Source organism: Salinivibrio sp. IB282, from assembly GCF_001995685.1.
Taxonomy (GTDB): Bacteria; Pseudomonadota; Gammaproteobacteria; order Enterobacterales; family Vibrionaceae; genus Salinivibrio; species Salinivibrio kushneri.
Genome location: NZ_MUET01000131.1, coordinates 1 through 2,780, shown reverse-complemented (window position 1 = coordinate 2,780; position 2,780 = coordinate 1). Strand labels below are relative to the sequence as shown.

Below are 2,780 nucleotides of genomic sequence, written 5' to 3'. Positions count from 1 at the left end.
ACGATTAACCTCGATCGTGACAGGCGCCCGTTGGCAATGTGCATCTATCCAACACCGTGCTGGGGCTTGTGTCTCGGTCGCCAATGGCACCACCGACGTTAAAGTTCGCGTAGGTCGGCATAAGCGCTAACTCGATCGTACAAACTTGGTGTGATTTTCACCGCGCGCCATCCGACATCGTCGTTAAAATTGGCACTGATCGTGACAGGCGCCCGTTGGYAATTTGCACCTATCCAACACCGTGCCGGGGCTTGTGTCACCTACGCCAATGGTATCATCGGGCCAAAAGTGGCTGTTCCGATAACCAATGTACGCCAATGGCACCGCCGATATTAAAATGGTGTGTAGGTCGGACAAGCGCCAGTGCGATGTCTGTCATGTATTACCCAAGCGGACTGCGCGCCTCCGACATCGAGGCCAACGATTAACCTCGATCGTGACAGGCCCCCGTTGGCAATGTGCACCTATTCAACACCTTGCCGGGGCTTGTGTCATCGACGCTGCCTGTGCGGCAGTGAACGAACGAAAAAGAGCTACCAGCCGCACTACCTGATTTCTAAGCTGCCTGTGCGGCAGTGAACATGCGGAGTTGCCCACCGCCCGACAGCTTGCTTTTCTAAGCTGCCTGTGCGGCAGTGAACAGTGTTACTGGGGATTTGCCCATTTCACGGGCTTTCTAAGCTGCCTATGCGGCAGTGAACAGCACATCACCGCCACGGCTAGCTACGTGGTCTTTCTAAGCTGCCTATGCGGCAGTGAACGCAGAACTAGGGCATCAAAAAGATTGTATCGATTTCTAAGCTGCCTATGCGGCAGTGAACACAATGGAGGGGCTGGCCGGCGTACTCGCTTTTTTCTAAGCTGCCTATGCGGCAGTGAACTTGTGCTCTGCATAGTTCAGCGTGCCGGTCACTTTCTAAGCTGCCTATGCGGCAGTGAACCGGTCGACACTGAATCAATCACTATCTACCCATTTCTAAGCTGCCTATGCGGCAGTGAACGACATGGAACTCATCAGGATTCGTTGTCGGTGTTTCTAAGCTGCCTATGCGGCAGTGAACAGGTCGAAGTTGTTGCGGCTAAGCCTCAGAACTTTCTAAGCTGCCTATGCGGCAGTGAACCATGCCGATGCCGCCACGGATTAAACCACCAATTTCTAAGCTGCCTATGCGGCAGTGAACTGCTTGTATCTGCCGTGGTTACATCGTTTTTTTTTCTAAGCTGCCTATGCGGCAGTGAACGTCCTTGGGTGGAAGCGTGCGCTCTGCGTGCTTTTCTAAGCTGCCTATGCGGCAGTGAACTTGATGACCCGAAGTTGAGGAAAGGGACTAAATTTCTAAGCTGCCTATGCGGCAGTGAACGGAATGGTTTTAGACATGGGCGAACGGTTTTGTTTCTAAGCTGCCTATGCGGCAGTGAACATAGAATAACCTAACAATCATCTGTTACAACAGGCCGTTAGGATAAAAATCGTCTTTTACCCTTGTTAAAAATCGCTTTCCGTAACGCTTTGTATTTATTGTTTATTTTTGAACAGCCAAAAAAGAAGGGTCGCAAGGGTATCAACTTATCACATATGTTGAAGCAGAGCCGTCTTAAGTCACGCCAGATGTGCCAGTTCTAAATATATTGCAAGGCGCGACATTTTGTCGCATATTAACCAGTGAAGATTTATAGACGAGGTAATGAATCATGCCAACCAGTGTACGGTTAGATGATGAGTTTGTGTCAGATGTAAAAGTGCATGCAGAAGCTGAAATGCGCTCTGTGCCCAAGCAAATTGAATACTGGGCAAAAATCGGGAAAATCATGACTGAGAACCCTGATTTACCCTATAGCTTTGTGCAAGAAGCCCTGATTGCATCTGAAGAAGTCAAACTTGGTAAGGTAAAACGTTATGAGCGACGGACCCCACGACAATCAGATTGATGTTTTCGTCTCTCGTGTTTTTGAAAAGCAGATGAACAAGTTGTCCGAGGCGCAGTGTGAAGTGGTCGAGGACGAGATAGACAGAATCATTGAAGATCCCACGCTTGGCACCCAGAAAAAAGGCGCTCTGTCTTATCTTTGGGTGCACAAGTTCAAGCTCGATAGGCAAGAAGTGTTACTTGGCTACGCTTGGATTGAAAACAAACTCGAGCTCTACCTGCTTAACATTAGCTCGCACGAGAACTTCTACGCGACGATGAAAAAGCGTGGAAAAGCGGATTTAAAGATCATTGGTGAACCGCCAAATCGACGTTAGTGACAGTGAATGAAAATCCGAAACCCAACGAGATCACTTTCCCTTTCTATGCCGCCTATACGTAACTCGGCATAAGCGCCAGCTCGATCGTGCAAACTTGGTGTGATTTGCACCGCGCGCAGTGCAACTGGCGCCAGTTGCACTGCGCCATCCGACATTGAGGCCAACGATTAACCTCGATCGTGACAGGCGCCCTTTGACAGTTATCACATATCCAACACCGTGCTGGGGCTTGTGTCACCTACGCCAATGGCACCACCGACGTTAAAGTTCGCGTAGGTCGGCATAAGCGCCAACTCGATCGTACAAGCTTGGTGTGATTTTCACCGCGCGCCATCCGACATCGTCGTTAAAATTGGCACTGATCGTGACAGGCGCCCGTTGGCAATTTGCACCTATCCAACATCGTGCTGGGGCTTGTGTCACCTACGCCAATGGCACCACCGACGTTAAAGTTCGCGTAGGTCGGCATAAGCGCCAACTCGATCGTGCAAACTTGGTATGACTTTCGCCGCGCGCCATCCGACATTGAGGC

Annotated in this window: 3 protein-coding genes and 1 CRISPR repeat array; all 3 genes read left to right on the top strand. The window is 50.3% G+C overall.

Going from position 1 to position 2,780, the window contains the following annotated elements; translation table 11 throughout:
- Positions 1 to 492 precede the first annotated feature (492 nt).
- A CRISPR array of direct repeats spans positions 493 to 1,421; the repeat unit is 28 nt; unit sequence TTTCTAAGCTGCCTATGCGGCAGTGAAC.
- 271 nt (positions 1,422 to 1,692) lie between these two features.
- On the top strand, positions 1,693 to 1,929 hold the full coding sequence (locus BZG14_RS15015) for a TA system antitoxin ParD family protein (protein WP_021023597.1): 237 nt from the start codon (positions 1,693 to 1,695) through the stop codon (positions 1,927 to 1,929).
- Positions 1,898 to 2,245 (top strand): type II toxin-antitoxin system RelE/ParE family toxin, encoded by a 348-nt coding sequence (locus tag BZG14_RS15010; RefSeq protein ID WP_077609124.1) that lies wholly within the window; start codon positions 1,898 to 1,900, stop codon positions 2,243 to 2,245. The genes BZG14_RS15015 and BZG14_RS15010 overlap by 32 nt, the downstream gene beginning before the upstream one ends.
- Positions 2,246 to 2,561: 316 nt before the next feature.
- Positions 2,562 to 2,750 carry a hypothetical protein gene (locus BZG14_RS15645; RefSeq protein WP_077609123.1) on the top strand — a complete coding sequence of 63 codons (189 nt, stop codon included), beginning with the start codon at positions 2,562 to 2,564 and terminating at the stop codon, positions 2,748 to 2,750.
- Positions 2,751 to 2,780 lie beyond the last annotated feature (30 nt).